Origin of the sequence: Erythrobacter sp. SDW2 (assembly GCF_021431965.1) — a bacterium.
Taxonomy (GTDB): Bacteria; Pseudomonadota; Alphaproteobacteria; order Sphingomonadales; family Sphingomonadaceae; genus Parerythrobacter.
Genome location: NZ_CP090370.1, coordinates 998,579 through 1,024,280 on the forward strand (window position 1 = coordinate 998,579; position 25,702 = coordinate 1,024,280).

Consider the following 25,702-nt stretch of genomic DNA (forward strand, 5'->3'; position numbering starts at 1 on the left):
CTAGGATAGCCGCAAGGGATAGAGGGGAAAACAGCAATGGCGAGTTTGCAGGCGCGTCTGGTCAATCTCGCCTTGCCGCTGCTGGGTATCAAGGCGTTCTTTTCGCAGCCCGAGAAGATGGCAACCCGCCTCCGCAAGGCACGCAGCGAAAAGCCGCAGCGGCCCAAGGCAAAATGGCACGGCAAGTTCGACATCGTTGAGGAAAACACCCGCGGTTATCCGGTGGTGACGATCACACCCAAGGGCGGGGTCGCGCAGGGCAGGCCGCACCTGCTCTACCTTCACGGCGGGGGTTATGTGCTCGATGTGGCGGCGCTGCATTTCGAGACCGTTTGCCGCCTGTGCGAACGGCTCGGCGCATCTGCAACAGTGCCCGTTTATCCCCTCGCGCCCGAGCACAAGGCGCCCGAAGTGCTGGCGGCGATGCGCTCTCTTTATGGCGAAGTGGTTGCGCAGCACAGAGCGGCGAATGTCACCGTCATGGGCGACAGCGCGGGCGGCGGGATGGCGCTGGCACTAGCCCAGATGCTCAAGGCCGATGGCGGCGCAATGCCGGCCTCGTTGGTGCTGTGGTCACCCTGGCTCGATGCCACTGCGACGGCCGAAGGACAGGCCGCGATCGAGCGCCATGACCGGATGTTGGCCCAAACCGGGCTGCGTGCCTGCGCGGCGGCCTATGGCGGCGACCTGCCGCTCGACGATCCACGCCTCAGCCCGCTGTTCGGGCCATTGGAAGGCCTGCCGCCGATGGCGATTTTCTCCGGTACCAGCGATATCTTGCTGGTCGACGGGCAAAGGCTGGCTGGAAAGCTTGAGGCGATGGGCGTTACCGGCTTCGAGTATCACGAATATCCAGACATGTTCCATGTGTGGATGCTGCTGCCGGTGCCGGAAGGTAAGCAGGCGCTGGAGCAGACCGCGCAGTTCATCGAGCAGGCGAGGGCGGTATGAGCAGGAACTGGACCTATTTCTTCTGGGCGGCGGCGGCCTACAATCTCGTCATCGGAACCCTTGGTTTCATCGATCCCGCCGGGACCGCCGACAACAAGGCGATCGCGTTGCTCGTGTTCTCCTTCGGGATTGTCTACGCACTGGTCGCGCGGCAGCCACTGCGGCTCGCGCCGGTCCTGTGGGCCGGGGTCTTCGGCAAGCTTAGCATGGTGGCGCTGATGGGGCCGGTCGCGCTGGGCGAAGGGGCCGACGCCAGGTTGGCCCCCATCCTTGTCGGCGATTTCCTCTTCACTTGCGGTTTCCTTGCCTTCCTGCTGGGACCTGCCAAACGACATGCTGCAACGGGAGGGGCACGATGATCAGGATGACCGGCGGCTGCCTGTGCGGGCAGGTGCGTTATTCGGTGGACGGCGATGTGGCGATGCAGGTCAACTGCCACTGCAAGAATTGCCAGCGCCAGTCGGGCTCGGCCTTCTCGACGATCATCGGCGTGCCGCAGGATGCGCTGACAATCGAAGGCGAATACAAGACCTATGACGACGAGGGCGAAAGCGGCGAAGCGGTCTTGCGCGACTTCTGCCCCAACTGCGGCTCGCCGTTGTTCAGCCGAGTCGCCGTTGCGCCGGGGCTGATCTTCATCAAGGTCGGCACGCTGGATGACACCAGCGGTTTCACCCCCGCGATGCACCTATGGACCAAGAGCAAGCAGCATTGGGTCGACCTGGCTGGTCAATTGACTTTCGAAACCAATCCGGGATGATGATAGCGATGATCCGAACCCTTGCCATCGCGAGCGCCGTCATGCTCACCGCCTGCCATCAAGGGGCCGAGGACGGCACTGTTCCCGGCACGTCGCCGCAGGGCTTCACTGGAATTGCACCGGATGAGATTATCACCTTCACCGGTACGGAGCCTTTCTGGGGCGGCAACATCGCAGGCGACAAGCTGACCTACTCCACGCCGGAAGACATCGGAGGAACGGTCATCCAGGTCGAGCGCTTCACGGGGCAGGGCGGGCTCGGCTTTGCCGGCACGCTCGACGGCAAGGAGTTCGACATGCTTATCACTCCAGGCGAATGCTCGGATGGCATGAGTGACCGGATCTATCCCTACGTCGCGACGCTCAAACTGGGCGACGAACTGCGCGAAGGCTGCGCGCATACGGACAAGCAGACGTTCAGCGGGCCGGAAAAGCCCTGATCCCGCGGCCTGCGACTTTCGGTTCGCCGCAAATCCCGGAACCTGCCTTCGGATCGGCGCGTTAAGGCGTTGGATGGCGTTTGCGCCCTCCGGCTTGGGGAGGGACGCCCTCAAGATACGACTTCCGAAAGGATACCCCCGACATGAAGACTCCAATCAAGCCTGTCTCGATGACATTGTTCGCCGCCGCCAGCGCATTTGCGCTCGCCGCCTGCAGCGAACCGGCACCAGATGTCGCGACGGACGACACCGCCATGGCCGAAGACACGGCCCCTGTTGCCGATGAACCGGGTACGGTCGTCGCAGTGGCGCAGGGCAATCCCGATTTCTCGACGCTGGTGACTGCCGTGAACGCAGCCGAACTGGGCGAAACCCTGTCTGGGTCCGGCCCCTTCACCGTCTTCGCCCCGAACAATGCGGCTTTCGCCAAGCTTCCGGCAGGCACTTTGGAGACCCTCACCGCGCCAGAAGGCAAGGAACAGCTAACCGGCATTCTGACCTACCACGTTGTCCCCGGCCTGACCGATGCGGCGACACTGACCAAGGCGATTGCCGACAACGGCGGCACTTACGAGCTTACCACCGTGAATGGTGCCAAGCTGACCGCCGCGCTCGATGGTGACAAGGTTGTCCTGACCGACGCCAACGGCGGCAAGTCGACGGTGACCGCGACCGATGTGGCGGCGTCGAACGGTGTCATCCATGTCATCGACACGGTCGTTATGCCGGGCTGAAGCCCATATTCATGACGATTCCTGACAAGGGCGCTCCGGGTGGGGCGCCCTTTTTGGTTCTGTACGTTATCGCACCCCGGCCCGTTCCAGCTCCGGCCCGAGCCGGCCTGTCAGCCACAGCGCCCACATGCGGAAATCCGCCAACAGACTCCAGAGCGGATAGGTGAAGGTCGCAGGCCGGTTCTTCTCGACTCCGAAATGCGCGATCCAGGCGAAGAAGTAACCCGCCACCGGCAACGCGACCAGCCACCACCAAGCCTGAGCGGCCAAGGCGTATCCCGCCAGCATTACCACCAGCGAGGTGCCGACATAATGCAGCGCTCGCGTCGTCGGCTTGCTGTGCTCGCGCAGATAAAATGGCCAGAACTCGGCGAAGCTGGTGTAGCGCGGTGCTGTCATCGCAACCTCAGAACAGTCCGGGGATCTCGTATTGCGCTGCAGTCGGCCGTTGCGGTTGCATGAGGATCTTGTCTGCCGAAACGCCGCGCGCCGACTGCACGCCCTGCTCGCCGCTTGACGAAATGGCGGTGCACGCTCTTCCGCCGAGGAAGTCCAGCGCTGCCTTCACCGAAGCCTCGTTGGGATCGCCAAGCTGGGTGAAGATATCGTCATCGGCGCGACATGTCCGGGTGTAAGCGGTGGCGAGGCCGGTGAAGTAATTGCTACCTCCTGCGCTGTTCTCGGTCTGGAAGGCCACGACACGCAGGCGATCGTCGCATGCGTCCCGGTCTCGGGCAATCTGGCCGACTGGCTTGCCAAAGGTGTTGGAGCCGATCAAGGCGGTATTGTTGCCGAGATACGGGATGAAACTGTTGGCGACCAGCTCGCTGGCCGAGGCGGTGCTGCGGGTCCCGATGACGGCAATCTTGGTAGCGGCAATGGCTTGGGCCTGGGTTTCGAAATTCTTGGTTTCGTTGTTGCTGGAGAGCGACTGGCGGAAAGTGGTGCGGCTGAACACCTGTCCGACTTTGTCTGCCCCCAGCAGGTCACCAAGCAACTCTGCCACCGACACAAGTCCGCCGCCGTTGTAGCGGAAGTCGAGAATCACTTCGGTCACGCCCTGATTGCGCAATTGCAGCACTGCATCGCGCAGCTGCTGGCTGGCCGAATTGACGATAAAGGTGCGCAGATTGATGTAGCCGACCTTCTTGCCGCCATCGTCGAGGACCTTGACACCGTACCGATCAGACACGGGATCTAGCTCGTACTCGGCCTTGGCCACCGAGACATTGGTCGTCACGCCTGCGGCGCTGCGGATCGAGAAGCTGCGGCTCAGGCCGGCTGTGCTTGGCCCGAGCGCGTCAATCACCGCTTGCGGGCCGCCAGTCGACATCAGGTTTGAAACGCTCGCTCCATTAATGGCGAGGATTTCCGTGCCGCGATCGAAGCCTTGTGCGAAAGCAGGGGCATTCTCGTAAGCCTCGACCACGAACACGCGATTGTTGGTCGTGTCATAGGCCAGGCGGATGCCGAAGCCCGCGCTGGAACCGGAATTGATCAGCGCGTTTTCTTCCGCAATCGAGGTGATGTAGGTAAAAAACCTGTCACGCGATTGTGCCCGGGCCGGGGCGACCAGCGCATCGATATAGGACTGGACGTCGTTGTAGGCTGCCTTGTTGACCGTGGTGTCGACCAGCGTCGGGAACAGGTAGAATTCGTTGATCTGCGACAGCACCCAATCCTGCCGCGCCGACAGCGAGCACGTCCCGCCGCCACCGGTACCGCCGCCACCGCCGCCGATGGGGCCACCGCCGCCGCTCCCAGAGCCTCCGCCACCGCAGGCGACGAGCGACAAGGCGACAACGGATGAGACAATTGCGCGACCAATCGACATGAAAACTGTTCCCCAAGACAAGGCGAGTGCCGCCCCCGTTCAGGGGCGAAAAGCAGGAATACTGCTGAACATCGGCTGAGCAAGGGGCATTTTGCCCCATATCCGGCCCGTTTCCCGGTGCTAGCTGTTGAAAAGTGACCGCCCGCTCCCTCGCCAAGCCCCTCCTTAGCGCCTAGCACCATGCCCCCAAGGAGAGGATTTTCATGGCCGCATGGCTTTCCAGCGTTCTACCGGCAGGTTGCCCCGCGAATGGCGGGCTGGCCATCGCGCGCGTTGGGTCTGACAAGGTCATTGGGCGCGGCGGTCTCCAGCTGACAAGCCCGGCGTTTCGTGCCGGCGGTGAACTCGATCCCAGCTTCACGGCCGAGGAAGAGGACGCCGTCGCGCCGCCGCTCGAATGGAGCGCGCCGCCTCCGGGGACGCAGGAGCTGGTGGTGGTGGTCGAAGATGCCAGCACCGATGATCCCAAGTGCCACTGGCTCGTGTGGGGCCTCGCAGGCCAGCGCGGCAAGCTGCTCGAAGGCGAAGCCCCGCCGCGTGCCGGCAAGAACAGCCAGGGCAATTCCGAATGGCTGCTGCCGGCACTGCCGGAAGGCAGCGATCCGCACACCTATGTTTTCCAGCTTTTCGCGCTCGACCTGCCGCTTACATTGATGCCTGGTGCGACGCGCGAACAACTGCTTGGGGCAATGGACGGCCATGTCGTCGCCGCCGCTGTCCTTACTGCCACCTACCGGCCGTCGGAGGGGGACGACTGGGAAGAAGACGACGATGATTTTGAATAGCCCAAAGAAAGGAACTTACCATGGCTAACGCACTGCAAAAGCCGGTCACTCTGTCGGCAGATCTCGAAGCCGTCGTCGGCAAGGGTCCGATGACCCGCGCCCAGGTGACCTCGAAGGTCTGGGAATACATCAAGGCCAATGGCCTGCAGGACACCAAGGACAAGCGTCAGATCAATCCCGATGCGAAGCTTGGCGCGGTGATCGGCAAGGACCAGATCTCGATGTTCAAGATGACCGCTGCGGTTTCCAAGCACCTCAGCTAAGTCGGACTAGTTTGTGGGGCGGGGGAAGGGCCAGTCGGTTGCTTCCCCCACCCACAACGCCAGCCAGATTATGACAGGCTGCGCGAACATCCGGGGCACGTGATAAGCGAGCCCCAGCCCGCCATCTTCGCGCGCCATGTCGAGCGCGAAGTGGTGGACATTGGCCGGAAAGACACAAACGGCGTAGCCGGCAAGGCCAATCGCAGCTGCCCTTCGCAGGGAAGGCCAAAGGGGCTGGGCAAGCCCGATTGCACCGGCAATCTCGGCCACCCCGGTCCACAACACTACCTCTGCGTGCATCGGGACCCATGGCGGCATAATCGCAAGGAAGAACTCGGGCGAGCGCAGGTGCGCAATTCCGGCTGCGAGGTAGAATATCGCCAGCAACCAGCGAAGACCGGTGCGGATCATGCTCCTGGTCTCCATCCCGCTGCCGCCAGTTCGAACCCGGCAAAATCGAAACCGGGCGCAACCACGCAGGACACCAGTACGTAGCCTGCCGGCCCTGCTGCCGGACGTGCAGCCTGCCACCAGTGTGGCGGGATGACTTGCTGGACCATTTGCCCAGCCAATATATCGGCGCCCAGTGTGACGGTTTCGACTGGCCCTGCATCGGTCTTACAGAGCGACAGCTGCAGCGGGTCGCCGGCATGCCATAACCAGATTTCGGCTGCATCGACCCTGTGCCAATGCGATGACTGTCCCGCTTCCAGCAGGAAGTGAATGGCCGTCGACCCTGCCCGCTCGCCGTCGGGCGCATGGGCGCGCCAGGTTTCGGCATACCACCCGCCTTCGGGGTGCGGCTGCAGCTTCAATCGCTCGATCAGGTCACTCGCAGTGCTCACGCCTCGCTGACCTCGACCCCTTTCCAGAAAGCGATCCGGCCCCGGATATCCTCGGCGGCGGGGGAGGGTTCGGGGTAATACCACGCAGCATCGCGATTGGTTTCACCGGCGACGGAGATGGAATGATAGTGCGCCTCGCCCTTCCAAGGGCAGCGGGTGGTGGTGGGGCTGTCTACAAGCACGGCCGGATCAACGTCGGCACGGGGGAAGTAGTGATTGCCTTCCACCACCACCGTGTCCTCGCTGCGGGCTATCCGGTGTCCGTTCCAGCGGGCTTCGATCGGCATCTTCTTTCTCCTCCGGGTTGCGGTGCCTGGGCCTTGCGCAGCGGCGCGGGCGGGCTAGACCCTGCATAACCATTTGCCGGGGAGTTGTGCCATGAAATCCGCCGCCTTGCTGCTGCCGCTGTTGTTCCTTGCTGCCCCGCTTGCGGCCGAGACGCCGGAAGAGATCGCAGCGGCTGCGCTGGAGGCGGCACCGGTGTGGGACGGTCACAACGACGTCCCGATCCAGCTGCGCGGGCGGTTCGGCAATGTCATCGAGGACTTCGACTTCGAGGACACGACCGACACCGGCCAGCCCGACGGTTCGCGCGTCATGCATACCGATCTGGCACGACTGGCCCAAGGCAAGGTCGGGGCGCAGTTCTGGTCGGTCTATGTCAGCGCTGCGCTCGACGAGCCGGAGGCGGTCCAGGCCACGATAGAGCAGATAGACGTAACGCTGCGCCTGATAGAGCGTTATCCGGACCGGCTAGAGCTGGCGCTTACCGCCGCTGATGTCGAGCGGGCCATGAAGACAGGCAAGATTGCCTCGCTCATGGGGATGGAGGGCGGCCATTCGATCGGGTCGAGCCTGGCGGTCCTGCGCCAAATGTATGCCATGGGCGCGCGCTATATGACGCTGACGCATTCCAAGACGCTCAGCTGGGCTGACAGTGCCACGGACGAGCCGAAGAACGGCGGCCTGACCGAGTTCGGCAAGGACGTGGTGCGCGAAATGAACCGGATCGGGATGCTGGTCGATTTGAGCCATGTCAGTGAAAAGGTGATGATGGACGCGCTCGATGTCGCTCGTGCTCCGGTGATCTTCAGCCATTCGGGTGCGCGGGCGATCAACGGCCATGCCCGCAATGTGCCTGACGCGGTGCTGGCGCGGTTGAAGGATAATGGCGGGATCGTAATGGTGGTCGGCCTGCCGGGTTTCCTCAACGAGGGCGCGCGACAATGGAACGCTAATCGTGCAGCGGAAGAGGCACGGCTCAAGGCCCTGTGGCAGGGCCAGCCGGACGAGGTCGCGAGCCGACTCAAGGCATGGGATGATGCCAATCCGCTGCCCAAAGCCATTATCGCCGACTGGGCCGATCATATCGATCACGTCCGCAAGGTCGCGGGGATCGACGCCATCGGCATCGGCGGTGACTATGACGGCATGCCCTCAGGCCCGGTCGGAGCAGAGGATGTTGCTGGCTACCCGGCACTCTTCGTCGAACTGGCACGACGCGGCTACTCGCAGGAAGACCTCGAGAAGATCGCCTCGCGCAACATGATGCGGGTCATGCGGGAAGCCGAGCGGGTGCGCGACGCGATGGCATCCGTGCCGCCTTACGAGAAACCGGTAGGCGAGCCGCGTTAGGCCGAACCGGCAGCAGACTGCGATCCGGTGAGGACGCTCCCCGAGCGGGCCTCGCTCACGTTCTCGTCGATGCTCGTCGATGCACTCCGGACGTGCAGCACCGGCTGGTCGACTGCAATGGCGGGCGCTTCCCGCCAGGGCTGAACCTAACCGGCTAGCCTTACTCCGCCGGAGCGACGGGCTGAGGCGGCGTGGTGACTGTTGGCGGCGTCGTATCGACGGGACCGCTGGGATCCACGACGTCCGTGGCACCGTCGTCCTCGTCTGGAGAGGCAGCCTCGATGCGGTCGCTCAGCGTCCCTTCGGACTCGACTTCGCCCTGCGTCAGGGCACCCGTTATCCACACCGCCGAGAGAGCGATGATAGTCAGGGTAAGGCTGATGCCGAGCACCCAGCGCATGGCCCCGGTCTTGACCGCGCCGGTTGCTTCGTCGTCCTCGATATGGATTGTGCCGTCGGGGTCCTGTGTGGACATGCTACCCTCCAATTATGCGATGAAACGTCCCTTGTGGATGTTCAACGCGGCTGGAGAATACAGGTTCCTCAGTCGCGGAGCAATTCGTTGATGCCGGTCTTCTCGCGCGTTTGCGCATCGACGGTTTTGACGATGACCGCGCAGGCAAGGCTCGGGCCACCGTTCTTGCCTGGGAGCGAGCCGGGGACCACCACCGAGTAGGGCGGGATATGCCCGTAGATGACCTCGCCGGTGTCACGATAGACGATCTTGGTCGACTGGGTGATGAAGACCCCCATCGCCACCACGCTGCCTTCGCCGACGATCACCCCTTCGACCACTTCGGAGCGGGCACCGATGAAACAATTGTCGCCGATAATGGTCGGATTGGCCTGCAGCGGCTCCAGTACGCCGCCGATGCCCGCACCAGCCGAGATATGGCAATTGGCGCCAACTTGCGCGCAGCTGCCAACGCTGGCCCAGGTGTCGATCATGGTGCCGTCGCCAACATGCGCGCCGATGTTCACGAAGCTGGGCATCAGCACGACGTTCCTGCCGATGTGGGCACCGCGTCGGACGATGGCACCGGGGACGACGCGGAAACCAGCCTCGCGGAAACGGGCATCGTCCCATCCGGCGAATTTGCTCGGCACCTTGTCGAAGGCAGGGGCACCAACGGCACCTTCGATCATGGCGTTCTCGCGCAGGCGAAACGAGAGCAGCACGGCCTTCTTGAGCCATTGGTTGACCTGCCAGCCGCCCTTTCCGTCGGGCTCGGCCACACGGGCAGTGCCATTGTCGATCATGGCGATGGCTGCCTCGACCGCTTCCGCTACGTCGCGGCTTTCGGGCGAAACGTCGGCACGGTTTTCCCACGCCTGTTCGATGGTGGTCTGGAGGTCGGTCATGGCTTGGCCCCAAGCTGGATGGAGGATTGGCCCGGCTGCTAGCGGGGCAACACAGGCAGGGCAAGCGGGCAGCACGGCAGAATTGCACTGGCGATTCATACCATCTTTAGGATAGTCCTGCGAAAGGAGCCGCTTGCCGAGGGGTTGCAGATGAAAAAGTTGGGGCGGACAACCTTGCTGCTGAACGGTGCAGGCCTTGCCGCTTGCCTGGTGCTGGCAGCGTGCGGAGGAGGTGGCGGCCCGCCGCCGGTCAGCACCCCGCGCCCGACACCCACACCGACGCCCACTCCTACTCCCACACCGAGGCCGACACCGTCGAGTTCCTTCAACACGCAGGAATTCCGCCAGTCGGATGGCCCCGAATTCCACGGGGCGGTGACGGCCTGGACGCAAGGTATCACCGGGCGCAACCAGACCATCGCAATCATCGATACCGGGATAGACCGCGACAGCCCCGAGTTCGCCGGTCGCGTCCATCCCGATTCCCGTGACGTTGCCGGCAACGCCAGCTTCGACGCTGTGGACGACCACGGCACCAATGTCGCAATGGTTGCGGCTGCGGCGCGTGACAATACCGGCATCCTTGGTATCGCTTTCGATGCCAGCGTGCTGGTCTTGCGGGCGGACCGGCCGGGTAGTTGTACCACGACCGAGGCCGACGGTGACCTGGCCGGCTGCGAATTCTTCGATCGTGATATCTCGATCGGCGTCGATCAGGCGATCAGCAGCGGAGCCGCGGTCATCAATCTCAGTCTCGGCGGCAGCCGACCTTCGCAAGCCCTGATCGATTCCATCCGGCGCGCTTCTGCAGCAGGAATCGTGGTGGTGGTGGCGGCGGGCAACTCAGGCGATGGCAGCGACCCGGATATCCCGCCCGACCAGCCAGACCCTTTTGCGGCTGGCGTGCTCGATGCGGGGATCAACAATGTCATCATCGTCGGGTCGGTCGATGACAATGGCAATTTCTCCGGCTTCAGCAACCGCGCCGGGGCCGATGCGCAATTCTACCTCACCGCGCGCGGGGAACGGATCTGCTGCGTCTACAAGGACGGAGTGCTGGAAATCACCACCGATTCCAGCGGCAACCGCTTTGTCACGCTGTTCTCCGGCACCAGCTTTTCCGCGCCGCAGGTGGCGGGGGCGGTGGCCTTGCTCAAGCAGGCGTTCCCCAACCTGACAGGGCAGCAGATCGTCCAGATTTTGCTCGAAACGGCACGCGATGCCGGGGCCGCAGGGACCGATACGACCTTTGGCCGGGGGATTCTCGATATCGCCAGGGCGGTTTCTCCTCAGGGGACGACGACACTCGCCGGCAGCACCGTGGCGCTCAAGCTCGGCGATGATACGGGCACGGCCTCGTCGGCAATGGGGGATGCCCTTGGCGGCCAGTCGCTGAGCGCTATCGTTCTCGACAAGTATCAGCGGGCCTACAATTACGACGTCGGAACGCGCTTGCGCGGGGCTTCGGTTACACCCCGGCTAGAAGGCGCGGTGCAATTGGGCGGCCGCCGCGTGGCGCTGGGCAATGACGCGGTGTCGATGGCCTTCACCATCGACGCCAACGCGCCGGTCGGTTTCGGTTCGACTGCTTCGCCGCTGCATCTCAGCGGCAAGGACGCGGAAATGGCGCGTGTACTCGCGGGGCAGGTGGCGCTGCGGATTGCGCCCGATACCCAGCTTGGCTTCGCATTCTCGCAGAGCAGTGACGGGATCGCGGCGCACTTGCAGGGCAAGCGGCGGCCGGCATTCCTGATTGCCGGCGAAGCGGTGGGCGACACGGGTTTCATGATGTCGGAGGACGCTTCGTTCGCTTTCAGGCGAGAGGTGGCCGGCTTCGGCCTGACTTTCACCGGCACAAGTGGTGAGGCTTTGCTCGGCGCACGGCGGAGGGCCGGCGATATAACTTCGACCGACCGCGAGCGCTATGGTCTTGCCCGGATGGGCATCGCGGCTGATCGCCGGTTCGGGCAACTGCAAGCGGTGCTCGGCGTCGATTGGCTGAGCGAAGAGCGCACCGTGCTTGGCGGCTATTTCCATGACGCCTTCGGGGCGGGCGGGGCCGACAGCCTGTTTCTCGATACATCGCTGGGGCTGGATGTTGCCCCGGGCTGGTGGGCTGGTGCCAACATGCGTTTCGGCTACACCAGGGCGCGACAGGTCGGGATCATCGCTGATGGATCGAACTTCACAAGCAGCGCATGGTCGATCGATCTGGTGCGGCAGGGCGTGTTCCAACAAGTCGATACGCTTGGCTTCCGCCTGTCGCAACCGCTGCGGGTCGAAAGCGGCGGGCTCAGGCTGAGTCTTCCGGTCAGCTACGACTACACCCTCGAAAGCGCGGACTTCGATATTCGCCGACTGAACCTGTCACCAGAGGGGCGCGAATTGATTGGTGAGCTGGCATGGCGCGGAGAAGCATTTGGCGGCGACATGGCGGCCAGCGCCTTCTATCGCCGCGATCCGGGCAATTACGCCGACGTCCGGGACGACAAAGGCGTCGTCATGCGCTGGATCCGGGAATTCTAGACGCTACTCCGGCATTCCGGCGGCAAGCAGGAAGTCATAGGCCCGTTCGATCAGCGGGGTGACCCGCTCGCTCATGCTCTTGGCATGGGCGCTGGAAGCGGTGCCGTCGATGACGCGCTTCTTGATGCCCTGCATGATGCCGGCGAGGCGGAAGAGGTTGTACCCGAAATACCAGTCCATCGGCGGCACCGGGAAACCGGTCCGCGCGACATAGCGCTCCACGGCTTCCTCCATCGACGGAATGCCCAGCGCGGCGAGATCGACATCGGCCAGGCCCGCGCGACCGTCGGAGGCATTCTTCCAGTTGAGCATCAGGTAGCTGAAGTCGGCGATGGGATCGCCGAGCGTCGACAGTTCCCAGTCCAGCACCGCGATGACGCGGTTCTCGTCACGCGCGAAGATGACGTTGTCGAGCCGGTAGTCGCCATGGACGACCGAGCTGCCATGCTGCGGCGGGATCGAACCCGGCAGCCACTCGATCATCCGTTCCATCTTCGGCTGGTGCTCGGTTTCGGAAAGCTTGTACTGCTTGGTCCAGCGGTTGATCTGGCGCGCGCAGTAATCGTCGGGCTTGCCGAAATCGCCCATGCCGATGGCCTGCGGGTCCTTAGTGTGCAGGTCCGCCATGGTATCGATCAGCGAGTTATAGAGCTCTCGCCGGTCTTCCTTCGAGCACCCCGGCAGCGCCCCGTTCCACAGCGAGCGGCCATCGGCGAGGCTCATGACGAAGAACTTGGAGCCGATCACTTCGGGGTCTTCGCACAGGCCATAGGTGCGCGGGACGGGGAAGCCGGTGGGGTAGAGCCCTGTCATCGCGGCATATTCGCGGTCCACCGCATGGGCGGAGGGCAGCAGCTTGCCGAAGGGCTGGCGGCGCAGCACGTAGGAGGTACCCGGCGTGTCGATGCGATACGTAGGGTTCGACTGGCCGCCCTTGAACTTGGTGTAGCTGATCGGCCCCTGGTATCCCTCGACATTGGCTTCGAACCAGGCCGTCAGCCGACCCAAATCGAGCCGATCCGCCTCCGGCACCTCGATGGTGCCGACCATGACCTTGTCGAAATCGATCGCTGGTTCGTCGGCCATCAGTCGAACACCACCACGCTACGGGCCGAATGGCCGCCTTTCATTTTCTCGAAGCCTTCGTTGATCTTTTCCAGCGGGATGCGCTCGGCGATGATGGTGTCGAGATCGAGCAGGCCGCGCATGTAGAAATCCACGAGCCGGGGAAGGTCGACCGGGAAGTGGTTCATCCCCATGATCGCGCCTTGCAGCTTCTTGCCGCTGAGCAGGTCCATCGCCCCTAGCCCGACCTTGCAATCCAGCGGCATCATGCCGAGGATCGTCGCCGTTCCGCCGCGCCGCAGCACCTTGACCGCGAGATCGGCCGAGGCCTGCCGGCCTACGGCTTCGATGGCGTAATGCACGCCGCCGCCGCTGATTTTCATCACCTGGTCGACCGCATCGCCGGCCATGGCATCGACCGCGTGGGTCGCGCCGAGGACTTGTGCCAGGTCGCGCTTCTCCGGAATCGGATCGATGGCAATGACCTTGCCCGCCCCGGCGATCTTGGCCGCGTTGATGGCGGCGAGGCCGACCCCGCCGCAGCCGACCACGGCGACTGTTTCGCCGGGGACCACCTGGCACGCGTTGAAGATCGTTCCGGCACCGGTGGTGACGGCGCACCCGATGATCGCCGCGCGGTCGAGCGGCATGTCCTTGTCGATGGCGACGCAGGCATGTTCATGGATCAGCATCTGCTCGCAGAAGGCCGAGAGGTTGAGCATCTGTGCGACCGGAGCCGAGCCGTCGGCGCGCATGATCCGCGGCGCGGCATCGGGCGCACGGCGGGTGTCGGCCCCCATGCACAGCGCCATCCGTCCGGTGACGCAGAATTCGCAGTGGCCGCAAAAGGCGCTGAGGCAGGAGACGACATGGTCGCCCGGCTTGACCGTCTTCACTTCGCTGCCGACCGCGCGAACCACGCCTGCGGCCTCGTGGCCCGGAATGGCCGGCAGCGGATGCGGATAGGACCCTTCGATGAAGTGCAGGTCGGAATGGCACAGGCCGCAGGCCTTGGTGTCGATCAGTACCTCGTGCGGGCCGGGGTCGGCCAGTTCGACCTCGCCGATGGTGAGCCCGCCGACCTGTTCCAGAATTGCAGCTTTTGCCATGAATCTCTCCTCGTTTCCCCCTCCCGCTTGCGGGAGGGGCAGTGAGACTTGGCCCCGCGCAGCAGGGCCTAGTCGCAACGGGGTGGGCTTCTCCGTTTACAGGCCCACCCCCGACCCCTCCCGCAGGCGGGAGGGGAGAAGCGTTACCGCGCCACGCCCATGTCGCCCGAGCTGAAGGCATTGTCGTTGCCGAGGGTCGGCCCCTTGCCGTCGCGCAGGGCGTTGGCGGTGGGGCCGGCTTCGGGCAGGTGACGGGCGAATTCGATTCGCGCGATGGTGCGGGCGTGCACTTCGTCCGGACCATCTGCCAGGCGCAGTGTGCGCTGGTGGGCATAGGCGCTGGCGAGGCCGTAGTCCTCGGAAACACCGCCGCCGCCGTGCGCCTGGATGGCATCGTCGATGATGCGCAGCGCCATATTGGGCGCCTGCACCTTGATCATGGCGATTTCCTGCTTGGCGTTCTTGTTGCCGACCTTGTCCATCATGTCCGCCGCCTTGAGGCAGAGCAGGCGGGTCATGTCGATATCGATCCGGGCACGCGCGACGCGTTCCTCCCACACCGAATGCTTGTAGACCGGCTTGCCGAAGGCTTCGCGCTCCTGCAGCCGCTTGCACATCTTGCTCAGCGCTTCCTCGGCCACTCCGATGGTGCGCATGCAGTGGTGGATGCGGCCGGGCCCGAGGCGGCCCTGCGCGATCTCGAACCCGCGGCCTTCGCCCAGCAGCATGTTGGTAACGGGAACGCGGACGTCCTTGAGCTCGACCTCCATGTGGCCGTGCGGCGCATCGTCATAGCCGAACACGGGCAAGTGGCGGATCACGTTCACGCCGGGCGCATCGGTCGGCATCAGGATCATCGACTGCGCGGCATGACGCCCGGCGCTGAAATCGGTCTTGCCCATGACGATGGCGATCTTGCAGCGCGGATCGCCGAGGCCCGACGACCACCACTTGCGACCATTGATGACATATTCGTCGCCATCACGCTCGATCCGGGTCTCGATATTGGTCGCGTCGGACGAAGCGGTGAAAGGCTCGGTCATGAGGAAGGCGGAGCGGATCTCGCCGTTCATGATCGGGGTCAGCCATTTGTCCTTCTGCTCGCGCGTGCCGTAACGGTGGAACACTTCCATATTGCCGGTGTCGGGCGCGGAGCAGTTGAACACCTCCGAGGCGAAGCCGATGCGGCCCATTTCCTCGGCGCAGAGCGCGTATTCGAGGTTGGTCAGGCCGGGACCTTCGAACTCATAGCTTTCGTCGACATGGTGGTGGCCGTCGTTGCGCGGCGGCATGAACAGGTTCCAGATGCCTTCGGCCTTGGCCTTGGCTTTCAGTTCCTCGACAACCGGGATCACTTTCCAGCGGTCGCCCTCGGCATCCTGCTGCTTGTAGGTCGGCACGGCGGGCCGCACATGCGCGTCGATGAAGTTCTTGACGCGGTCGCGCCAGTAGACCTGCCGTTCGGTGGGTTCGAAATCCATGGGATTGCCTCTCTTCCTGTCCTGCGTTGATCTGATTCTTGTCGTGCGACCGTGGCACGGCGGCTTGGCCGCGCCAAGGGTTGATTGGGTTCTATTCCGTCTGCTGCGACGCAGCCGCCTTGGCCGCTTCCTCCAGCTTGATCAGCGCTTCGAAGGCGCTGGGTGCCTCGACATCCCAGCTTTCGCGCGGGCCGATGGTGATGCCGCCGTCGACGATCAGCGAGGTGCCGGTGACGAAGCCGGCGGCCTCGCTGGCGAGGTAGGCGCAGGCCTCGGCAATGTCGCGCGGCTGGCCGCCGCGCTTCACCGGCTGGGCGTTGCTGCTCATCTGGGCGATGAAGCCTTTGGCCATTTCCTTCTGCTCGTCCGGGATGTCCAGCGAACTGGTGAAGATGTTGGTGTTGATGAAGCCGGGCTGGATCGCGTTCACGCGGATGCCGAACTGGGCCAGATCGGCGGCGGCCATCTTGGTCAGGTGGAGCACACCGGCCTTGGCGACGGCATAGGCGGTCGGCGAATAGCCCGGCCCGACGGCGGCGACGCTGGAGACGTTGACGATCGCGCCACCGGGGCGGCCCATCATATGCGGCACGGCGTAGCGGATGCCGAAAGCGACCGAGCGCAGCAGCAGGTCCATCGTCCGGTCCCAGGCAGCCGGTTCGATCTCGTGGATCTTTTCCCGCGCACCGCCGGCACCGGCGTTGTTGAAGACCACGTCGATCCCGCCGGTTTCTTCCGCAGCACGGTCCATCAGGGCCTTGATCTCGCCCGTAGAGCAGACGTCGCAGTGCTGGTAGCGGATGGTGCCTGCCGGGTCATTTTCCAGCGTAGCCCCCGCTTCGTCATTGATATCTGCGGCATAAACCACCGCGCCTTCGCGTGCGAACAGGCGGGTGCTTTCGAGGCCGATGCCCGATGCCGCGCCGGTTATCACCACGGTCTTGCCGGTGAATCGCATGTCCGTCTCTCCCTGGCCCTGTGGCCCATTTCATTTTGCAACCAGCTTACGCCTGCTTACGTTCGCGTCAACGCGCTTTCGCCTGACGCTACGGCATGGCGGCAAGGGCAGACGGCGCTTGCAGGGAGGGGTCGAATCAACTTAACGTAAGCGTCAAGTTCAAGACTATGAGAGGAGTCGGAACATGTCCGATCTGGAGACTTTCCGCAGCGAAACCCGCGCCTGGCTGGAAGCAAACTGCCCCCCCGAAATGCGCGAACCGGTCCGTGACGACGGTGACGTTTACTGGGGCGGGCGCAAAGCGACCTTCAAGAACGCTGCGCAAAAGGCCTGGTTCGAAGCCTGCGTCGCCAAGGGCTACACCGTGCCCGCCTGGCCCAAGGAATACGGCGGGGCCAGCCTCTCTCCGGCCGAAGCCAAGGTGCTGCGCGAGGAAATGGCCGCGATCAATGCGCGCCCGCCGCTGTCCAGCTTCGGCATCTGGATGCTCGGCCCGGCGCTGCTGCACTTCGGCACCGAGGGGCAGAAGAAGAAGTTCCTCAATGAAATCGCCCGCGGCGAAATCCGCTGGTGCCAGGGTTACTCCGAGCCGGGCAGCGGCTCCGACCTCGTGAGCCTGCAGACCTATGGCGAGGACAAGGGCGACCACTGGATCGTCAACGGCCAGAAGATCTGGACCTCCTACGCCGACAAGGCCGACTGGATTTTCTGCCTTGTCCGCACCGACAAGGAGAACAAGTATCAGGGCATCACCTTCATGCTCTTTGACATGGAGAGCCCCGGCGTTTCGACCAAGCCGATCCTGCTGATCAGCGGCAACAGCCCGTTCTGCGAAACCTTCTTCGACGATGTGAAGGTGCCTAAAAGTTACGGCGAGGATATCCCCGGCTATGTCGGCGAGATCAACCGCGGCTGGGACGTCGCCAAGTATCTGCTCGGCCATGAGCGCGAGATGATTTCCGGCGCCGATGGTGGCAACACCGGCACTATCGGCGCGGCGCTGAGCCGCAGTGCGGGCGAGATCGACCCGGTATTGCGCGCGGAACTGGCGATGTTCGATGTAGACGCGCTGGCTTACGGCGCGATGGGCGAGAAGTTCCTCGACGAGATCAAGGTCGGCAAGGCCCATCCGGCCCAGCCGAACATGATGAAATACGCCGGCACCGAGCTCAACAAGCGCCGCCACGAGCTGGTGATGAGCGCGGGCGGCAGCCGCGCGCTCGAATGGGAGAGCGAGGAGACCGGCGGCGGCAAGGCGGCGCGGGGCTGGCTGCGCACGAAGGCCAACTCGATCGAAGGCGGGACGAGCGAAGTCATGCTCAACGTCATTTCCAAACGCATTCTCGACCTGCCGGGAGCCTAGACGAGTTCTCGTCACCCCAGCGAAAGCTGGGGTCGCGGTCCGCACGGGCTGACAGGTCGAAAAGATCCCGGCTTTCGCTGGGATGACGAAAAGGGATCAGTGGTATGCCACTTTATCACAACGAAGATCAGGCCATGCTGGCCGAAACCGCGGCGCAGTTCATGGCCGAGGAAGGCAGCATTGCGAAGCAGCTGCGCCACTGGCGTGACCGCAATTGCAAGGACGGCTTTGGCCACGGCCTGTGGGAACAGATGGCCGAACTCGGCTTCACCGGCATCCTCGTGGGCGAGGAAGATGGCGGGCTGGGGATGGGCCATGTCGAGGCCGGGATCGTGCTCGAGGAAATCGGCCGCAATCTCACCCCGTCGCCGTTCCTGACTTCCTCGGTCCTCGCCGCGACCGCGCTCAAGCACGGCAGCAATGACCTCAAGGGGCGCTATCTGCCCGGGCTGATCGAAGGCAAGAGCGTGTTCGCCGTGGCGATCGACGAAGGGGCCAAGCACCGCCCCGAAACGATCAAGTGCCGCGCCGAGCGTTCGGGCAATGGCTTCAAGCTCTCCGGCCAGAAGGACTTCGTGGTCCATGGCGCCAGCGCCGACATGCTGATCGTCGCCGCGCGCACCTCGGGTTCGGACAGCGACGACGATGGCATCACCCTGTTTGCCGTGCCCAGGGATGCGGCGGGCATGAACCATGATGCCGTGCGGCTGGTCGACAGCTCGATGGCCACGCATACCAAATTCGACGGGGTCGAACTCGATGGCGATGCGGTGATCGGCGAGGTCGATGGCGGCCGCGCGGTGCTTAACGCCATGCTCGATGCCGGACGCGTCGGCAGCGCAGCCGAAGGCGTCGGCGTCGCGCGCGGAGCGATGGACATGACCGTCGACTACCTCAAGCAGCGCAAGCAGTTCGGCAAGGTGATCGGCGAGTTCCAGGCCCTGCAGCACCGCGCCGCGCACCTCTATTCCGAAGTCGAGATCGCCCGCGCCGCGGTGATCAAGGCGCAGCAACTGCTCGACGGCGGCAGCGAGAAAGCCTCGCTGATGGCCTCGGTCGCCAAGGCGAAGGTCGCCAGGACCGCCGGCCTCGCGGTCCGCGAAGGCGTGCAGATGCACGGCGGGATCGGCATGACCGACGAATATGACATCGGCCTCTACATGAAGCGCGACCGCGCGCTGCAGGAGTTCCTGGGCGATGCCTATTACCACGCGAACCGCGTGGCGGAATTGCAGGGGTATTGATTTCATCGCTCCTCGTCATTGCGAGGAGCCGGAGGCGACGCGGCAATCGAGCGAGGACAGGACCGGATTGCTTCGTTTCGCTCGTACTGACGAAGAAAGGCTATTCAATATGATGAAACTCAATGAGCTGTTCGGCCTGCAGGGCCGCGTGGCGCTGGTCACCGGCGGTAGCCGCGGAATCGGCAAGATGATCGTCGAAGGCCTGCTCGAGGCAGGCTGTGAGCGCGTCTATATCAGTGCGCGGAAGGTGAACGAGATCGAGGAGACCTGTGCCGAACTCGGCGACAAGGTCATCGGCATCCCCGCCGACCTCAGCCAGATGGACGGGATCAAGGCGCTGGCCGACGAACTGGCCAAGCGCGAGAGCAAGCTCGACCTCCTTGTCAACAATGCCGGTGCCGCCTGGGGCGAGCCCTTCGAGGAGTTCACCGAAGCCGGCTGGGACCGGACGATGGACCTCAACGTCAAGACGCCTTTCTTCCTGACCCAGAAGCTTGCGCCCCTGCTCAAGGCGGCGGCGACACCTGAACGCCCGGCCAAGGTGCTGATGATCGCCAGCATCGACGGGATGAAGTCCAACCCCTGGCCGACCTATCCCTACCAGGCCTCGAAGGCAGGTCTTATCCACCTAACCCGGCGGATGGCAGCGGAGCTTGTGCGCGACAACATCATCGTCAACGGCATCGGCCCGGGGGCCTTCCCAAGCGCCATGAACCGCGCCGCGCGCGACAACCCGGAAGCCTCGGCCCGGGGTATCCCCTCGGGCCGGGTCGGCGTGACCGAGGACATGGCGGCCGGTGCGATCTACCTGCTCAGCCGCGCCGGAGACTATGTCGTCGGCACGACGCTGGCGATCGACGGCGGGGTGGTCAACGCCAATGTCGGCGCCGGCAACTTCGTCGATCCGTCAGGTAAATGAAACGTCCTGTCGATCGCCGAATAGCTGCGGGTTTGTCCTGCCAAGACACGGGATTCCAGCAGGGTATGGTCCGGCGCGGGCATATGAAAGCCTTGCCTTGATTGCGAGCGGCGGATGCGGCCGCAAAATGGCCGAGCAGGACCACGCGGAACTCCAGCTTGCAGGACAAGAATGATGGGACCGCGATGTAGATGCCCATCTCCTCGCTCCGCATAACGGCTCGGCGGGCAAAACTGTCGTGGGTCTGCGCCGGAAATTTATGTGCGTGAGTTGAGGGCGCCTGGACGGAACTCGTCGGATGACAATTGCAGTCCCCCTTTGCATAGCATCTGCGGGAGCGTAGGCTCAGGCGCAATCCGGCATGACCTGCATCGAATGTACCCCTGAAAAACATTCATCCTTCGCATTCACGCTCGATTGCCTTCACCGGCGCTTGACCTGAGCGGCCTCGCGTTCTGGAAAGTCGCTGGCGAGTACAGGCACCGCTACCGATGCATGCATGGGGTGCGTTGCAGCGTCGATGCCAATACCTGCCGCGCCGTTCTCAATACGGGTGGCAAAATCACGATTTCCCACGCCACCAGGGCCATCGCAGTCGTCCAGAATCAATGGGGTAAATGCTGCCAACGAAAAGGGCACTTATATCCGAGCAGATCCCCCCATGTCGCGGAAGAATGCTTTTTGAAGCCCGTTTCGTCCGAGACAATTGCATAGTGAAGTTGTGGCGTGCCGAGATGCCGATACCAGCAGACTGTTTCGGTGTGTCGACAGAATACACTAGCGTTGCTCCATCAGCTCAGCGGCGACTGCCTCCGGGTGGGTGTACATCAACATTTGACCAGCTCCACGGATTGTGCGGCATCGCAAGCCACGCACCTTCTGCGAAAAGTATTTCTGTGCGTGTCCGGGATCGTGGAGGACGAACGCGGATCCGAACAGGGCCACGCAGTCATGTTTAAAGGTCCCGCCGCACGGCTCCCACCCGCGTGCCCAGCCTACGTTTTCGATCACGTAGCCGTCGAGGTTGGCTTTCAGCGGACTTGTAGCGCGGAGATAATCGTTCACCATGACGGGATCGTCGAGACCCTGCAGGTCGGGTGGACTTTGCGCAAAGGCGCGGCGCATGGAGTTGCGCAGGCGTTCCGGTGATGTCAGGCGTAATAACAGGCTGATGAGAGCGCGCATCGATGTGGGATTGCGAGTAAATCTCCGTTTGATCGCGCCGAGCGGTCCGCGATCCACAGGTGTAAACGAGACGGCTGGCGTAGGATTTATCAGGACTACCCGATCAACGAGATCGGCCAGAGCAGCTGCGATGGCGATCGTAATCTGTCCGGCCCCCCGCCCGACAAGTGACACGGGACCAAGAGCATGATGCGAGATGATCGAACGCAGATCGCTGACGGCGGTCTCGAAATGTCGTTCGGCATCCAGGGTAGCGGGGCTGTCCGTCGTTCCGAAACCCGGTCGGTCGATTGTCACGACCCGCCAGCCACCTTCCAGCATCAAGCGCACGAATCGTGATGGCGGGTGACGACAGCTTATGGTGCTGTGCATAATGGCTGCGACTGGACCGGTGCCCTCACCATACATCGAGTACCCCACGTTGCGACCGTCATCCTGACGCAGTGTGCGATCGATGCCGACGGGCAATCTCTGCAAAGCTTGCCCGTCGATCGACGCAAGATGTTCCAGCACGAGCCGCGCCTGACCGACAAGCGAGGAGAGTTCGGCCGTCGAACCGAGAGCAAAATCGTCGAAGACCTGTCCGAGAAGCGCCTTCACAGTCGACAGTGATTTGCCCACGTCCTTCGCGACCCGGCTACGTGAATTGCCGTCGGCCAGCGACAAAACGATGGCGAGTTGGCGTGGGGTTAGATCAAGAAGGTCCGCCAGTACATTGTCGACAGCCACGCCACCCTTGTCATGAGGCTGGCACATCAGCGTCAGGACGTGGCTCACGAGCTCTGCTACATTGCGCGCACCGCATTTCTGGCGCAACCTCACAAGTGCGTTTCTCGAAGTCGTTGGTCCGACCCCGATCCGGCCCGATGCGTCGTCAAGTTTGCCGAATTCGATCAGTTCTCGAACGAGGCGCTGTTCGAGTTCGGTAAGTCCAAACGCGTGCGCGACTCGCGCCACCGCGCGGTCCCAGTATTGCGACGTGAATCGGACGAATAGTCCAGCAGGCTCTCCGCACGCGGAGGCGCATGCCGTCCACTGATGCCAGTCCGGCGCCAAGACCCCCCCAGGCAAGTGAAACACCCTGCCACGCTCGTCCCACGTTGGAATAAGCTCGGCCCCCAGGATGGAAATGCCGCCATCGCGGCGTAACGCTTCTGCCGCCTGATCGATTTCGATCTGTAGCGCAGCCTTGTCCGCTGCGACTGTATCCAGGTTTGTACCGGTGCCATCCCGGTCCAATATGATTGCCGCGAAGATCGTCTCACGCATACTTTTGAGATGACGCCAATTATTTTCGCGCGCAAGCATACAAATGGCCATTCCTCCGAATGCTCGCGGGTGAGAATGATTACACCACGAGGTCGCTTTATGGTCTCGACCAAGGGAGGAAGCACATGTTGAGAAAGAAATCTTCGTTCGCAGCGCAAATCATTACGGCATCGACCGTCTTGGTTTCCGCAGCGGCCATCGCGGGAACCGCCGTTTACGGTTACGGATCGACCCGGGCCGACGCGATCAGGGACGCGAACGCGCAGGCGGAGTCAGCTTCGATGGCGCGCTTCGGCAAGCGGACCTGTATCACTCGCGCCACGCATTCCACCTGCAGCAAGGACAGCGAAGGTTGGGTGTGTACTGCGTATGTCGCCAATCATGCCGGAAGCTGTCGTTGATACGGAATGCGGGGCGCAGGATTAGGCGCGCCCCGCACTTTCGAAAAGGGGAACGCGATGAAGAATTTGATCCGGTCAGCCATTGGCGCGGTCAGTATTGGGTTGTGCCTGACGCCGACCACTGCACTAGCCGATTTCGCCAGCCACCCCATAGACAGCAGCGACCGCACTCTTGATCGCTGGAATCTTAGCGATGCCGACTGGCTTGTGCTGACCGGGCCGGAACTGCGGCGGAAGGCAGGTCTTCCGGAGAATATCGCTGCAGTCATTCGTGAGGCGAAAGGAGGGGATGCCAAGGCGGCAGCACTCTTGTCGGGAGCTTATGCGACAGGTGTTGGCGTACAGAAGAATCCGCAGGAGGGCCTGCGCTGGGCCAAAGTGGCCGCCGATGCCGGTCTGCCTTTCGGCCTGTTTGTTTACGGCCAGTACTTCCGCAACGGAATAGGCGTGACCGCCGATTATCGCCAGGCTGCCCAATTGTACGCAATTGCCTACCAAAAGGGGGTTAGGGCCACTGCAGTGGAATACGCAACCCTTCCCGCGTTTAGCGAAACAAAAGACATTCTGCCGATCTATACCGATCAGATAGATATGCTCGAACAAGCGCGAGATGATCAAGCGCCGCTGGCTGCCGAGTTCCTTGAGATATTCGCGCTACAGGAGGAGTTCGGCAAGATAATCGACGGAATGCCAATGTGGAAAACATCCCGCGGCTTGCTTTCGGGACATGTTGATTTCGCCCTCCCGCTGAACGCCTGCACAACAGTCATCAGAACGACTGGAGGTACCCGATTCACGCTCCTTTGGAATTTGGGATACAAGGGCCGCAACCCACAGAGCACTAGCTTTGTCCTCGAAGGGCGCATTATGGCGGGTTCGTCATCGAGCCAGTCCATCAATGGGCCGCATGATGGCACTTGGGAACTGGGCGTGTTCTTGAAGGAAACCAACACGTCTTTCACGCCGTCCGAAACCCGCGCGAAATTCGCCCGACTGAGCACGCTTGCCAATCAGCTTTCCAGTAAATGCGTGACTTACGTCGGAAGCTGACACGAACCAGCTACTAGCCCGCAACAACGTATTTGCCAGCGGCCCGCAACCGCCTCGCCTCGCGGAAGGTCACCAGCTTGCGCTGCTGCTCGTCCCACAGCGCCAGCATCATCGGCTTGACGGTCTGGCGCAGGGTGAAGCGGTTGAGCTCGGCCAGCCGCGGATGCGCGCGCAGCGCTTCGGGCAGGCGGTAGAACGGGATCCGGCTCGCCAGGTGGTGGACATGGTGGATGCCGATATTCCCGGTGAACCACTGTAGCCACGCCGGCAGCTGGAGATAGGAACTGCCCCCCAGCGCCGCCTCGTGAAACTCCCACTCGCCCTTGCGGTCCCAATGGGCATCCTCGAACTGGTGCTGGATATAGAACAGCCACACCCCCATGCTCGCCGCGGTCAGCAGCACGGGGAAGAACACCGCCGCCACCGCGCCGATCCCGAAGGCCCAGATCAGCCCGCCCAGGATCGCCGCGATCATCGCATTGGTGCCCATCGAGCTGATCCAGTACTCCTTGCCTTCGCGCATCAGCCCGATCGGCAGGCGATGGCGCAGCAGGAACAGATAGGCAGGGCCAAGCCCCATCAGCACCACCGGATGGCGATAGAGCCGATAGCCGAAGCGCTTGAGCCGGCTCCCCTCGAAATACTCGCGCACGGTCAGCGTATCGACATCGCCGAACCCCCGCGCGTCGAGATTGCCGGTCGCCGCATGGTGCAACGCATGGCTGCGCCGCCAGCAGTCGTAGGGGGTCAGCGTCAGCACGCCGAGCGCGCGCCCGACCCAGTCGTTGCCGCCGCGCTTCTTGAAGAAGGCGCCGTGGCCGCAATCGTGCTGGATGATGAACAGCCGCAGCAGCAGCAGCCCGGCGAGCGGCGCCAGCACCAGCGCCGCCCAGTACCCGCGCTCGACCGCGAACAGCATCGCGCCGAACACCGCGATGAAGGGGGCGAGGGTGATCGCCAGCTCGGTCCAGCTGCGCAGATGGCGCGGCTCGTAGAACGGCTTCAGTTCGCGCGCCAATTGACGCGGGTTGATCTCTTCTGCCTGCGCCAACTGCGCCGGGGCAAACTCTTGCGGCCTCACTGCGATCCTCTTGTGCGATGGGTTTGGCAGCGATGTAGCAGGCGGAGTGTGAATGTCACGTGGCAGCGGTGCATTGGCTGGCGAGAAGGCGGCGGCAGCGGGGTTGTTGCACGCCACGCAAGTTGATGAAGTACAGGCGGAACGCAGGGCCGGAAGAGATCCATGGAGGGAGCCCAGATACGACAAAGCCCCGCGGATGAGACGGGGCTTTGTGGCGAAGGCCTGGGATGGCGGGCGAGGCGGAGGCATGGCGGCGGCGCGGTGGTAGCGGGGAGGGGGCGTGTAGGAAAATGGTTTGTAAGGGACGTGGCTCTCGAACTCTATCGACGATAGTTGCCTGTTGGCGATTTGCTGACAATGAAGTCCAAAATCCGGACTTGATCACATGTATTAATCTACTACGGTCCGCATACTGCGAACATCGATGCATTGTGAGGAAAGC

General features: G+C 63.2%; 28 protein-coding genes. 14 read left to right on the plus strand and 14 right to left on the minus strand.

What is annotated here, in order from left to right; all coding sequences use genetic code 11:
• Window positions 1-36 precede the first annotated feature (36 nt).
• From LY632_RS04875 to LY632_RS04895, 5 genes are all read left to right on the plus strand, one after another.
• Complete coding sequence (locus tag LY632_RS04875) at window positions 37-951, plus strand: alpha/beta hydrolase (protein ID WP_234092681.1); 915 nt, start codon at window positions 37-39, stop codon at window positions 949-951.
• Window positions 948-1,310 carry a hypothetical protein gene (locus LY632_RS04880; RefSeq protein WP_234092682.1) on the plus strand — a complete coding sequence of 121 codons (363 nt, stop codon included), beginning with the start codon at window positions 948-950 and terminating at the stop codon, window positions 1,308-1,310. Before LY632_RS04875 ends, LY632_RS04880 begins: the two co-directional genes overlap by 4 nt.
• The gene (locus LY632_RS04885; RefSeq protein ID WP_234092683.1) at window positions 1,307-1,711 is read left to right on the plus strand and encodes a GFA family protein; all 405 of its coding nucleotides are present in this window, start codon (window positions 1,307-1,309) and stop codon (window positions 1,709-1,711) included. The genes LY632_RS04880 and LY632_RS04885 overlap by 4 nt, the downstream gene beginning before the upstream one ends.
• Before the next feature lie 8 nt (window positions 1,712-1,719).
• Window positions 1,720-2,151, plus strand: coding sequence for a COG3650 family protein (locus LY632_RS04890; RefSeq protein WP_234092684.1), 432 nt, complete (start codon window positions 1,720-1,722; stop codon window positions 2,149-2,151).
• A gap of 143 nt (window positions 2,152-2,294) precedes the next feature.
• Window positions 2,295-2,885 carry a fasciclin domain-containing protein gene (locus LY632_RS04895; RefSeq protein WP_234092685.1) on the plus strand — a complete coding sequence of 197 codons (591 nt, stop codon included), beginning with the start codon at window positions 2,295-2,297 and terminating at the stop codon, window positions 2,883-2,885.
• 66 nt (window positions 2,886-2,951) lie between these two features.
• Here LY632_RS04895 and LY632_RS04900 read toward each other — a convergent pair whose 3' ends face one another.
• Together LY632_RS04900 and LY632_RS04905 are read right to left on the minus strand one after the other, a co-directional pair.
• Window positions 2,952-3,284 carry a DUF962 domain-containing protein gene (locus LY632_RS04900; RefSeq protein ID WP_234092686.1) on the minus strand — a complete coding sequence of 111 codons (333 nt, stop codon included), beginning with the start codon at window positions 3,282-3,284 and terminating at the stop codon, window positions 2,952-2,954.
• Window positions 3,285-3,291: 7 nt separating this feature from the next.
• Window positions 3,292-4,719, minus strand: a complete 1,428-nt coding sequence (locus LY632_RS04905) for a S41 family peptidase (protein ID WP_234092687.1) — start codon at window positions 4,717-4,719, stop codon at window positions 3,292-3,294.
• A 203-nt stretch (window positions 4,720-4,922) separates the two neighbouring features.
• Between LY632_RS04905 and LY632_RS04910 the strand changes: the two genes are divergently transcribed.
• Together LY632_RS04910 and LY632_RS04915 are read left to right on the plus strand one after the other, a co-directional pair.
• Window positions 4,923-5,504: a YbhB/YbcL family Raf kinase inhibitor-like protein gene (locus tag LY632_RS04910; RefSeq protein ID WP_234092688.1), complete on the plus strand. Its 582-nt coding sequence runs from the start codon at window positions 4,923-4,925 to the stop codon at window positions 5,502-5,504.
• Window positions 5,505-5,524: 20 nt separating this feature from the next.
• Window positions 5,525-5,767: an SWIB/MDM2 domain-containing protein gene (locus LY632_RS04915; RefSeq protein ID WP_234092689.1), complete on the plus strand. Its 243-nt coding sequence runs from the start codon at window positions 5,525-5,527 to the stop codon at window positions 5,765-5,767.
• A 6-nt stretch (window positions 5,768-5,773) separates the two neighbouring features.
• On the opposite strand, the gene LY632_RS04920 is transcribed toward LY632_RS04915, so the two are convergent.
• Genes LY632_RS04920 through LY632_RS04930 form a run of 3 tightly spaced genes read right to left on the minus strand, consistent with a single transcriptional unit; the run spans window position 5,774 to window position 6,899 of the window.
• Complete coding sequence (locus LY632_RS04920) at window positions 5,774-6,178, minus strand: DoxX family protein (protein WP_234092690.1); 405 nt, start codon at window positions 6,176-6,178, stop codon at window positions 5,774-5,776.
• Window positions 6,175-6,612 (minus strand): cupin domain-containing protein, encoded by a 438-nt coding sequence (locus LY632_RS04925; protein ID WP_234092691.1) that lies wholly within the window; start codon window positions 6,610-6,612, stop codon window positions 6,175-6,177. The genes LY632_RS04920 and LY632_RS04925 overlap by 4 nt, the downstream gene beginning before the upstream one ends.
• Window positions 6,609-6,899 (minus strand): DUF427 domain-containing protein, encoded by a 291-nt coding sequence (locus LY632_RS04930; protein WP_234092692.1) that lies wholly within the window; start codon window positions 6,897-6,899, stop codon window positions 6,609-6,611. The genes LY632_RS04925 and LY632_RS04930 overlap by 4 nt, the downstream gene beginning before the upstream one ends.
• Window positions 6,900-6,990: 91 nt before the next feature.
• Here LY632_RS04930 and LY632_RS04935 point away from each other — a divergent pair, with 91 nt between their 5' ends.
• Window positions 6,991-8,247, plus strand: coding sequence for a dipeptidase (locus tag LY632_RS04935; RefSeq protein WP_234092693.1), 1,257 nt, complete (start codon window positions 6,991-6,993; stop codon window positions 8,245-8,247).
• 160 nt (window positions 8,248-8,407) lie between these two features.
• Here LY632_RS04935 and LY632_RS04940 read toward each other — a convergent pair whose 3' ends face one another.
• Both LY632_RS04940 and dapD read right to left on the minus strand, forming a co-directional pair.
• The gene (locus LY632_RS04940) at window positions 8,408-8,722 is read right to left on the minus strand and encodes a hypothetical protein (protein WP_234092694.1); all 315 of its coding nucleotides are present in this window, start codon (window positions 8,720-8,722) and stop codon (window positions 8,408-8,410) included.
• 68 nt (window positions 8,723-8,790) lie between these two features.
• On the minus strand, window positions 8,791-9,609 hold the full coding sequence (gene dapD / locus LY632_RS04945) for a 2,3,4,5-tetrahydropyridine-2,6-dicarboxylate N-succinyltransferase (RefSeq protein WP_234092695.1): 819 nt from the start codon (window positions 9,607-9,609) through the stop codon (window positions 8,791-8,793).
• 150 nt (window positions 9,610-9,759) lie between these two features.
• Between dapD and LY632_RS04950 the strand changes: the two genes are divergently transcribed.
• The gene (locus LY632_RS04950; RefSeq protein WP_234092696.1) at window positions 9,760-12,135 is read left to right on the plus strand and encodes a S8 family peptidase; all 2,376 of its coding nucleotides are present in this window, start codon (window positions 9,760-9,762) and stop codon (window positions 12,133-12,135) included.
• A 3-nt stretch (window positions 12,136-12,138) separates the two neighbouring features.
• On the opposite strand, the gene LY632_RS04955 is transcribed toward LY632_RS04950, so the two are convergent.
• The 4 genes from LY632_RS04955 to LY632_RS04970 form a co-directional block, all read right to left on the minus strand.
• A complete protein-coding gene (locus LY632_RS04955) occupies window positions 12,139-13,221 on the minus strand; it encodes a phosphotransferase family protein (protein WP_234092697.1) in 1,083 nt (360 codons plus the stop codon).
• The gene (locus LY632_RS04960; protein ID WP_234092698.1) at window positions 13,221-14,309 is read right to left on the minus strand and encodes a Zn-dependent alcohol dehydrogenase; all 1,089 of its coding nucleotides are present in this window, start codon (window positions 14,307-14,309) and stop codon (window positions 13,221-13,223) included. The genes LY632_RS04955 and LY632_RS04960 overlap by 1 nt, the downstream gene beginning before the upstream one ends.
• A gap of 143 nt (window positions 14,310-14,452) precedes the next feature.
• Window positions 14,453-15,790 carry an acyl-CoA dehydrogenase family protein gene (locus LY632_RS04965; RefSeq protein WP_234092699.1) on the minus strand — a complete coding sequence of 446 codons (1,338 nt, stop codon included), beginning with the start codon at window positions 15,788-15,790 and terminating at the stop codon, window positions 14,453-14,455.
• A 91-nt stretch (window positions 15,791-15,881) separates the two neighbouring features.
• The gene (locus LY632_RS04970) at window positions 15,882-16,748 is read right to left on the minus strand and encodes an SDR family NAD(P)-dependent oxidoreductase (protein ID WP_234092700.1); all 867 of its coding nucleotides are present in this window, start codon (window positions 16,746-16,748) and stop codon (window positions 15,882-15,884) included.
• A 184-nt stretch (window positions 16,749-16,932) separates the two neighbouring features.
• On the opposite strand from LY632_RS04970, the gene LY632_RS04975 reads away from it, so the two are divergent.
• The 3 genes from LY632_RS04975 (at window position 16,933) to LY632_RS04985 (ending at window position 20,274) form a co-directional block, all read left to right on the plus strand.
• A complete protein-coding gene (locus LY632_RS04975; RefSeq protein ID WP_234092701.1) occupies window positions 16,933-18,111 on the plus strand; it encodes an acyl-CoA dehydrogenase family protein in 1,179 nt (392 codons plus the stop codon).
• Between the two features lie 104 nt (window positions 18,112-18,215).
• Window positions 18,216-19,355 (plus strand): acyl-CoA dehydrogenase family protein, encoded by a 1,140-nt coding sequence (locus tag LY632_RS04980; protein ID WP_234092702.1) that lies wholly within the window; start codon window positions 18,216-18,218, stop codon window positions 19,353-19,355.
• A 112-nt stretch (window positions 19,356-19,467) separates the two neighbouring features.
• Window positions 19,468-20,274 (plus strand): SDR family NAD(P)-dependent oxidoreductase, encoded by an 807-nt coding sequence (locus LY632_RS04985; RefSeq protein WP_234093143.1) that lies wholly within the window; start codon window positions 19,468-19,470, stop codon window positions 20,272-20,274.
• A 423-nt stretch (window positions 20,275-20,697) separates the two neighbouring features.
• On the opposite strand, the gene LY632_RS04990 is transcribed toward LY632_RS04985, so the two are convergent.
• Window positions 20,698-20,901, minus strand: a complete 204-nt coding sequence (locus LY632_RS04990; RefSeq protein WP_234092703.1) for a hypothetical protein — start codon at window positions 20,899-20,901, stop codon at window positions 20,698-20,700.
• A gap of 150 nt (window positions 20,902-21,051) precedes the next feature.
• Window positions 21,052-22,728 carry an alpha/beta fold hydrolase gene (locus LY632_RS04995; RefSeq protein ID WP_234092704.1) on the minus strand — a complete coding sequence of 559 codons (1,677 nt, stop codon included), beginning with the start codon at window positions 22,726-22,728 and terminating at the stop codon, window positions 21,052-21,054.
• A gap of 125 nt (window positions 22,729-22,853) precedes the next feature.
• On the opposite strand from LY632_RS04995, the gene LY632_RS05000 reads away from it, so the two are divergent.
• Window positions 22,854-23,129 carry a hypothetical protein gene (locus LY632_RS05000; RefSeq protein ID WP_234092705.1) on the plus strand — a complete coding sequence of 92 codons (276 nt, stop codon included), beginning with the start codon at window positions 22,854-22,856 and terminating at the stop codon, window positions 23,127-23,129.
• 57 nt (window positions 23,130-23,186) lie between these two features.
• On the plus strand, window positions 23,187-24,179 hold the full coding sequence (locus LY632_RS05005) for a tetratricopeptide repeat protein (protein ID WP_234092706.1): 993 nt from the start codon (window positions 23,187-23,189) through the stop codon (window positions 24,177-24,179).
• Between the two features lie 13 nt (window positions 24,180-24,192).
• Here LY632_RS05005 and LY632_RS05010 read toward each other — a convergent pair whose 3' ends face one another.
• Window positions 24,193-25,260 (minus strand): fatty acid desaturase, encoded by a 1,068-nt coding sequence (locus LY632_RS05010; protein ID WP_234092707.1) that lies wholly within the window; start codon window positions 25,258-25,260, stop codon window positions 24,193-24,195.
• Window positions 25,261-25,702 lie beyond the last annotated feature (442 nt).

Excerpts from the sequence above, each read along its gene's own strand:
- LY632_RS04875 (WP_234092681.1), top strand. The coding sequence starts at position 37 with ATGGCGAGTTTGCAGGCGCGTCTGGTCAATCTCGCCTTGCCGCTGCTG.
- LY632_RS04880 (WP_234092682.1), top strand. The coding sequence starts at position 948 with ATGAGCAGGAACTGGACCTATTTCTTCTGGGCGGCGGCGGCCTACAAT.
- LY632_RS04885 (WP_234092683.1), top strand. The coding sequence starts at position 1,307 with ATGATCAGGATGACCGGCGGCTGCCTGTGCGGGCAGGTGCGTTATTCG.
- LY632_RS04890 (WP_234092684.1), top strand. The coding sequence starts at position 1,720 with ATGATCCGAACCCTTGCCATCGCGAGCGCCGTCATGCTCACCGCCTGC.
- LY632_RS04895 (WP_234092685.1), top strand. The coding sequence starts at position 2,295 with ATGAAGACTCCAATCAAGCCTGTCTCGATGACATTGTTCGCCGCCGCC.
- LY632_RS04900 (WP_234092686.1), bottom strand. The coding sequence starts at position 3,284 with ATGACAGCACCGCGCTACACCAGCTTCGCCGAGTTCTGGCCATTTTAT.
- LY632_RS04905 (WP_234092687.1), bottom strand. The coding sequence starts at position 4,719 with ATGTCGATTGGTCGCGCAATTGTCTCATCCGTTGTCGCCTTGTCGCTC.
- LY632_RS04910 (WP_234092688.1), top strand. The coding sequence starts at position 4,923 with ATGGCCGCATGGCTTTCCAGCGTTCTACCGGCAGGTTGCCCCGCGAAT.
- LY632_RS04915 (WP_234092689.1), top strand. The coding sequence starts at position 5,525 with ATGGCTAACGCACTGCAAAAGCCGGTCACTCTGTCGGCAGATCTCGAA.
- LY632_RS04920 (WP_234092690.1), bottom strand. The coding sequence starts at position 6,178 with ATGATCCGCACCGGTCTTCGCTGGTTGCTGGCGATATTCTACCTCGCA.
- LY632_RS04930 (WP_234092692.1), bottom strand. The coding sequence starts at position 6,899 with ATGCCGATCGAAGCCCGCTGGAACGGACACCGGATAGCCCGCAGCGAG.
- LY632_RS04935 (WP_234092693.1), top strand. The coding sequence starts at position 6,991 with ATGAAATCCGCCGCCTTGCTGCTGCCGCTGTTGTTCCTTGCTGCCCCG.
- LY632_RS04940 (WP_234092694.1), bottom strand. The coding sequence starts at position 8,722 with ATGTCCACACAGGACCCCGACGGCACAATCCATATCGAGGACGACGAA.
- dapD (WP_234092695.1), bottom strand. The coding sequence starts at position 9,609 with ATGACCGACCTCCAGACCACCATCGAACAGGCGTGGGAAAACCGTGCC.
- LY632_RS04950 (WP_234092696.1), top strand. The coding sequence starts at position 9,760 with ATGAAAAAGTTGGGGCGGACAACCTTGCTGCTGAACGGTGCAGGCCTT.
- LY632_RS04955 (WP_234092697.1), bottom strand. The coding sequence starts at position 13,221 with ATGGCCGACGAACCAGCGATCGATTTCGACAAGGTCATGGTCGGCACC.
- LY632_RS04960 (WP_234092698.1), bottom strand. The coding sequence starts at position 14,309 with ATGGCAAAAGCTGCAATTCTGGAACAGGTCGGCGGGCTCACCATCGGC.
- LY632_RS04965 (WP_234092699.1), bottom strand. The coding sequence starts at position 15,790 with ATGGATTTCGAACCCACCGAACGGCAGGTCTACTGGCGCGACCGCGTC.
- LY632_RS04970 (WP_234092700.1), bottom strand. The coding sequence starts at position 16,748 with ATGCGATTCACCGGCAAGACCGTGGTGATAACCGGCGCGGCATCGGGC.
- LY632_RS04975 (WP_234092701.1), top strand. The coding sequence starts at position 16,933 with ATGTCCGATCTGGAGACTTTCCGCAGCGAAACCCGCGCCTGGCTGGAA.
- LY632_RS04980 (WP_234092702.1), top strand. The coding sequence starts at position 18,216 with ATGCCACTTTATCACAACGAAGATCAGGCCATGCTGGCCGAAACCGCG.
- LY632_RS04985 (WP_234093143.1), top strand. The coding sequence starts at position 19,468 with ATGAAACTCAATGAGCTGTTCGGCCTGCAGGGCCGCGTGGCGCTGGTC.
- LY632_RS04995 (WP_234092704.1), bottom strand. The coding sequence starts at position 22,728 with ATGCGTGAGACGATCTTCGCGGCAATCATATTGGACCGGGATGGCACC.
- LY632_RS05000 (WP_234092705.1), top strand. The coding sequence starts at position 22,854 with ATGTTGAGAAAGAAATCTTCGTTCGCAGCGCAAATCATTACGGCATCG.
- LY632_RS05005 (WP_234092706.1), top strand. The coding sequence starts at position 23,187 with ATGAAGAATTTGATCCGGTCAGCCATTGGCGCGGTCAGTATTGGGTTG.